The sequence below is a fragment of the Arthrobacter sp. 10T413_2 genome (assembly GCF_056394205.1).
Window position 1 is genome coordinate 1 of sequence record NZ_JBFTHK010000215.1, and the last position, 6,324, is coordinate 6,324.

The 6,324-nt window shown below is 67.1% G+C and carries 8 protein-coding genes; 7 read left to right on the plus strand and 1 reads right to left on the minus strand.

The window, feature by feature from the left end:
- Window positions 1-691: winged helix-turn-helix transcriptional regulator (locus AC1DBQ_RS20695; RefSeq protein ID WP_476930297.1), on the minus strand; the 691-nt coding region annotated here is incomplete at its 3' end.
- Between the two features lie 245 nt (window positions 692-936).
- Here AC1DBQ_RS20695 and AC1DBQ_RS20700 point away from each other — a divergent pair.
- The 7 genes from AC1DBQ_RS20700 to AC1DBQ_RS20730 form a co-directional block, all read left to right on the plus strand.
- Window positions 937-1,671, plus strand: coding sequence for a permease (locus AC1DBQ_RS20700; protein ID WP_476930298.1), 735 nt, complete (start codon window positions 937-939; stop codon window positions 1,669-1,671).
- Window positions 1,672-1,843: 172 nt separating this feature from the next.
- Complete coding sequence (locus AC1DBQ_RS20705; protein ID WP_476930299.1) at window positions 1,844-2,461, plus strand: nitrobindin family protein; 618 nt, start codon at window positions 1,844-1,846, stop codon at window positions 2,459-2,461.
- Window positions 2,462-2,514: 53 nt separating this feature from the next.
- Window positions 2,515-3,258: a flavodoxin family protein gene (locus AC1DBQ_RS20710; RefSeq protein WP_476930300.1), complete on the plus strand. Its 744-nt coding sequence runs from the start codon at window positions 2,515-2,517 to the stop codon at window positions 3,256-3,258.
- Window positions 3,259-3,363: 105 nt separating this feature from the next.
- Window positions 3,364-4,446 (plus strand): CAF17-like 4Fe-4S cluster assembly/insertion protein YgfZ, encoded by a 1,083-nt coding sequence (ygfZ, locus tag AC1DBQ_RS20715; RefSeq protein ID WP_476930301.1) that lies wholly within the window; start codon window positions 3,364-3,366, stop codon window positions 4,444-4,446.
- A 41-nt stretch (window positions 4,447-4,487) separates the two neighbouring features.
- Window positions 4,488-4,880, plus strand: a complete 393-nt coding sequence (locus AC1DBQ_RS20720) for an ankyrin repeat domain-containing protein (RefSeq protein ID WP_476930302.1) — start codon at window positions 4,488-4,490, stop codon at window positions 4,878-4,880.
- Between the two features lie 176 nt (window positions 4,881-5,056).
- Complete coding sequence (locus AC1DBQ_RS20725) at window positions 5,057-5,620, plus strand: PadR family transcriptional regulator (RefSeq protein WP_476930303.1); 564 nt, start codon at window positions 5,057-5,059, stop codon at window positions 5,618-5,620.
- 82 nt (window positions 5,621-5,702) lie between these two features.
- Window positions 5,703-6,324 (plus strand): MFS transporter (locus AC1DBQ_RS20730; protein WP_476930304.1); only part of this gene is annotated, 622 nt, incomplete at its 3' end.

Consider the following 6,324-nt stretch of genomic DNA (forward strand, 5'->3'; position numbering starts at 1 on the left):
CGGTGAGCTCGTCCTCGGGCTGCCGGACCAGGGTCAGGCGGTACCCGACGTTGCGGACGGTGCTGATCAGGTTTTCGTGGTCGGCGCCCAGTTTGGCCCGGAGCCGCCGGACGTGGACGTCCACGGTGCGGGTGCCGCCGTAGTAGTCGTAGCCCCAGACTTCGGTCAGCAGCTGCTGGCGGGTGAAAACCCGGCCGGGGTGCTGGGCCAGGTATTTCAGGAGTTCGAATTCCTTGAAGGTCAGGTTGAGTGCGGCACCGTTGACCCGTGCGGTGTAGCTGGCCTCGTCAATTACGACGCCGGCGGCCCGGATTTCGCTCGGGGCGTCGTCCTGCTCGGGGACGGCGCGGGCGACGCCAAGGCGGATCCGGGCTTCGACCTCGGCCGGGCCGGCGGATTCGAGGAGGATGTCGTCCACGGCCCACGCGGAGGAGACCGCGGCCATGCCGCCCTCGGTGAGGATCAGCATCAGGGGGGCGCTGAGGCCGGTTGCTTTKAGCAGTTGGGTGAGGGAACGTGCGCCGACCAGGTCTTTGCGGGCGTCCAGCAGGACGATGTCACAAGGGTCGGTCTCGAGCAGGGCGGTGGGCTCGGCKGGAAGGATATGCACCCGGTGGTTCAATAGTTCCAGAGCAGGCAGGACGTCCACGGATGTTCCGGTGCTGTTCGTCAATAGCAGGATGTGCGACATTGTTCCTCCAAGGGGTGTCCGCGCATCATTGGGCGTCTGTGGTGCTGATCATGAGTATACCTAAAGGCCCCTTTCCGGCCATGGTCCCGTCACCTCCGGCCGGTCCTTTTGCGACACATAGCGTTMATATAGGGCAGGATTGAACCGTTAGGGCCCGCGGCCCGTGGAAATTGAGCCGAGTCGAATTGGGGTCCGCAGTGAGCGAAGGTAYAGCCATGGCGGGTCTGCCGAGGGCGAGTAGACCAGTGAAGCTGTGGAGCGTCGGGATCATCGGCCTGGCCGGTCTCGCGGCCATAGTTGCCGGCGCCTACTCCTCGCCTGAGGTCCTCCTCGCCGTCGCTGCCCTCACCGCCGCCGGCATCGGTATCGGCTGGCCCTATTTTCTCGGCATCCCCGCCAAGAAAACCCTCGCCGTCCTGATCGGCCTGCCCGGTGTGGGGGCGGCGGTGGCCGCGACGTACCTTCCGGCCCCCGGCTTCCTGGACTGGACGCCGTCGTTCATTGCGGTGGGGGTCATGGCCATCTTCGTCATGCAGCTGCTCCGGGGTACCGGCCAGGCCCAGCGACTCGAATCCACGCTGGGCTCGTGCGCGGGTGTGCTGCTGTCCTGCCTGGGCGCCGGCTGGATTGCGGATTCGCGCTTCAACGGCGTCCGGGAGATGCTCCTCGTGGCTGCCATCAGCGCTGCGGTCGCCTTGCTGGCCGGGCTGATCCGCTGGCCCGACCGGATCGTGGCACCGCTGGGCATCATCAGCGCCGGCCTCGCCGGGCCGCTGGCCGGCCTGGTGTTCTCCGATATCGCCGTCCTGCCGGCCGCCCTGGCCGGCGTCGTGGTGGGGGCCGTATTGATGAGTTTCCGCCGCCTCGTCATCCTCAGCGGTGAGGGCTTGACCATCCTGGCGGCCGTAGGCATGGGGCTGGGACCGGTGTCGGCGGTCGGTTCCTTGGCCTACTTCATAGACAAACTACTCATCTTCTAAGCGTTAGGATGGCATCATGTCCGTACTTGCATATGAGATCTTCTTCCTTGTCCTGCTCGGCGTGGCCAGCCTGTCCATGGCGTGGTTTGCCGGCTTTGTCGTCTACCGCCTCTTCAAAGGCCAGAAGTAACCCGAYACTTTCCAGTCACCGTAGTTTCCAGAGGTAGTTGCTGTGCCGATTGAAATTCCTACAGATCTGACGCCCGAAATCGTTCCGCTGTCCTGGCTCATTGGTGAGTGGGAGGGCCGTGGCCGGCTGGGGGCCGGGGACGAGGACTCAGAGCACTTCCTGCAGCATGTCTCGTTCACGCACAACGGCCTGCCGTACCTGCAGTACCGCGCCGAGAGCTGGCTGACCGACGACGAGGGCACCACGTTGCGTCMCCTGACGGTCGAGACCGGCTTCTGGGCGCTGGAGCGCAAGCAGCGCGAGGAAGACGGCGGCCCCGGCCTGATCCCGGCGGACATCGTCCCCGTGCTCAAGAGCGCCGACGAGGTCGAGGCCCTGCGCAACAGCGACGGCGGCTTCGACATCTCGGTGTCCATCGCCCACCCTGGCGGGATCTCGGAGCTCTACTACGGCCAGATCAAGGGGCCCCAGATCCAGCTCAGCACCGATATGGTGATGCGCGGCAGCCACTCCAAGGAGTACACGGCGGCCACCCGGATCTTCGGTCTCGTGGACGGCAACCTGCTGTGGCGCTGGGACGTGGCCACCGGCAAGGATTCGTCGTCCGGCAGCGGCGGACTGGAAGCCCATGCATCCGCCATCCTCGCGAAGGTAAGCTGAACGCACGGTCTCACTGATTTTTCCGTTGTCCGTATCGACCAGGGAGAAACATCGTGACCGACGAAGTCATCAGCAACAGCAGCGACGCCGGTAGCACCAGCTACGCCGACCTCAAGGCCGTGTACTTCAACGGCACCCTCAAGAAATCCCCGGACGTGTCCAACACCCAGGGCCTGATCGAGGTGAGCCGCCGGATCATGGAGAAGCAGGGCGTCACCACCCGCGTGATCCGCACCGTGGACCACGACATCGCCAGCGGCGTGTACCCGGATATGCGCGAGCACGGCTKGGCTACCGACGAATGGCCGGACCTCTACCCGGCCGTCCTGGAGGCGGATATCGTCGTCGTTGCCGGGCCCATCTGGCTCGGGGACAACTCCTCGCAGACCAAGAAGCTCATCGAGCGCCTCTACGCCCACTCCGGGCAGCTGAACGCCAAGGGCCAGTGGGCCTACTATCCGAAGGTTGGCGGCTGCCTMATCACCGGCAATGAGGACGGCATCAAGCACTGCKCCATGAACGTCCTGTACAGCCTCCAGCACATCGGGTTCACCATCCCGCCGCAGGCCGACGCCGGCTGGATCGGTCCCGTCGGGCCGGGGCCGAGCTATCTTGACGAGGGGTCCGGGGGCCCGGAGAGCGATTTCACCAACCGCAACACCACCTTCATGACCTGGAACATGCTGCACCTGGCCCGGATGCTCAAGGACGCCGGCGGCATCCCCGCTTACGGCAACCTCCCCGACACCTGGAAGGCCGGCACCCGGTTCGACTTTGAAAATCCGGAATACCGCTAACCCCGCACTTAACTCCACCCGGCGGGCCTGGCACCGGAAGCTAGGCCGGCAGTGCCGGCGTACCGGTGACGGAATACGCACACACCAAAGGACGTTCCTTTCAATATGACTATCACAAGCCCTCTGTTGTCGCGCCCGGCCGCTGTTGAGGCCGGCGGGGCCGACGCCGGCGTCGCCGCCCACTACGGTGAACCGCTGCGGGAGCAGCGGGCGCTGGCCGCCGGCAGCGCCGTCGTCGATCTCTCACACCGCGGCGTGGTGACCGTCACCGGACCGGACCGGCTCAGCTGGCTCAACACCCTGTCCTCGCAGCAGCTCACCGGCCTGGCCCCGGGCCAGTCCACCGAACTGCTGCTGCTCAGCGTCCAGGGCCGGATCGAATTTGACGCCCGGGTGGTGGACGACGGCGCCACCACCTGGCTGCTCGTCGAAGGAGCCGAGGCGGCACCGCTCGCCGAGTGGCTCACCAAGATGAAGTTCATGCTCCGCGTCGAGGTCGCCGACGTCTCGGCGGACTGGGCCGTACTCGGGTCCACCCGCCGGATCGAAGAGTGGGCGCAGCTCCTGGTCTGGGAAGACCCATGGCCGCACGTGGGCGCCGGCGGCTACTCCTACGCGGTGGTGGGTGAGGACGCCCATCCCGGCCTGGAACGGCCGTGGTTCGAGTACCTCGTCCCCGCGGCTGACCTGGCCGCCACGGTCGGGGACCGGCCCCTCGCCGGCACCCTTGCAGCCGAGGCGCTCCGGATCGCCGCGTGGCGTCCCCGGCGGGGTGCGGAAACCGACGACAAAACCATTCCGCACGAGCTCGACCTCCTCCGCACGGCCGTGCACCTGTCCAAGGGCTGCTACAAGGGCCAGGAGACAGTCGCCCGCGTCCACAACCTGGGCCACCCGCCGCGGCGGCTCGTGTTCCTCCAGCTCGACGGCTCCCAACACACCCTGCCCGCCGTCGGCAGCGAAGTCCGCGCCGGCGACCGCAAGGTGGGCGCCGTGACCTCTGTGGCGCAGCACTACGAAATGGGCCCGGTGGCCCTTGCCGTCATCAAACGCTCCGTCGCCGCGGACGAGGTCCTGACCGTCGTGGACGGCGACGAGCCCTACGCCGCGGCCCAGGAACTCATTGTGGCGCCCGACGCCGGCCAGGTCGTGGGCCGTCAGACCGGCTTCCTGCGGGGGACCCGATGAGCGCCGAGTCTCCGCTGAACGGGTCAGCACAGGACGGGTCGGTGCAGAACGAGTCCGCGCCTGACGACGAGACGCTGGCGCTCGCCCACACGCTGTTCGATGCGGCCCGCGAAGGCAACTCCGAACTGCTGGGCACCTACCTGGCGGCCGGCGCCCCGGCCACGCTGACCAATGCCTCCGGTGACTMGCTGGTCATGCTGGCGGCCTACCACGGCCACGCCGGCACGGTCCGGCTGATCCTGGAGCACGGCGGCGACGCCAACACGCCCAATGACCGCGGCCAGACGCCGCTGGCCGGCGCCGTCTTCAAGGGCTACACCGACGTCGCCCGCGAGCTGCTGGACGCCGGGGCCGACCCCGACGCCGGCACCCCCTCCGCGCGGGCCGCCGCGCAGATGTTTGCCCGGACCGACATCCTGGCCCTCCTCGGCTGACGAAGGCCCGGCGGGCAGCCCTCCAGGCCGGCCCGCCGGGGACAACGCCAGGTTCGGGGCGGGGCGGGGTGCGGGGCGGGGCTGGTGCCCGGGCAAGGGACGATTGCACCCGATTATTCCACGTKGAATAATCGTTGCGGAGTACAAGCACTGCAGAACGAAGAGGACACCGCACCATGGCCCGGGGAACCGCATTGACACCGTTGGGTCTCGCCGCGCTCTCCCTGCTCGTGGAAGAGCCGATGCATCCCTACGAGATGTACCAGCTCCTGATCGCCCGGCACGAGKACCGGCTGGTCAAGGTCCGGCCCGGAACCCTCTATCACGCGGTCGGGCGGCTGGAGGAGCAGGGCCTCGTCGCTGYCACGGGAACGGACCGGGAAGGCAACCGCCCGGAACGCACCACGTACACCATCTCGGCCGCCGGCCGCGAAGCGTTCACGACGCGCATTCGGGACATGCTCGCCACCCCGGTCAACGAATACCCGTCCTTCCCGCTGGCCATTTCTGAGGCCTACAACCTGCCGGCCGACGTCGTCGCCGGACTCCTGGACCAGCGGCTCACGGCACTGCAGGAGCAGCTTGAGTACCTGGATTCCGGCGAAGAGTTGCTTCGGACGAAGGGCGTAGAGCGCAAGTACTGGGTCKATATCCAGTACCAGCAGAGCATGCTGCAGGCCGAAATCGCCTGGATCCGCGGCGTCCAGGACCAGCTCCGCTCCGGCGAACTGCCGTGGTGAGGCCCGTGCCGTACATCACGCCGGACCCCGGCCGCCCCCATCCTTGCCCATCCAGCATTCACACCAGCCCCTAAGGAACCCCATGGAAAACGTAGCCCGGMCATGGMCGGCACTCTGGTCCCTGGTGATCGGCTTCTTCATGATCCTGATCGACACCACCATCGTCTCGGTGGCCAACCCGAGCATCATGGCGGGCCTGAACACTGACATCAACTCAGTCATTTGGGTCACCAGCGGCTATCTGCTCGCCTACGCCGTGCCCCTGCTCATCACGGGCCGGCTTGGCGACCGCTTCGGACCGAAAAAGCTCTACCTCTCCGGACTCGTCGTCTTCACCCTGGCATCGCTGTGGTGCGGCCTCTCCGGGGATGTCCAGACCMTCATTGCAGCCCGAGTGGTCCAGGGCMTCGGCGCGGCCATGATGACGCCGCAGACCATGGCCGTCATCACCCGGATCTTCCCGCCGGACCGCCGCGGAGCGGCCATGGGCATCTGGGGTGCCACGGCAGGCGTCGCCACCCTGGTCGGCCCGATCCTCGGGGGCGTCCTGGTGGACGGCCTCGGCTGGGAGTGGATCTTCTTCATCAATGTCCCGGTCGGGATTGCCGGCTTCATCCTTGCCATGCGCTTCGTCCCCACGCTGAGCACCCATCCGCACAAGTTCGACATTCCCGGCGTGCTGCTGAGTGCCCTCGGACTATTTC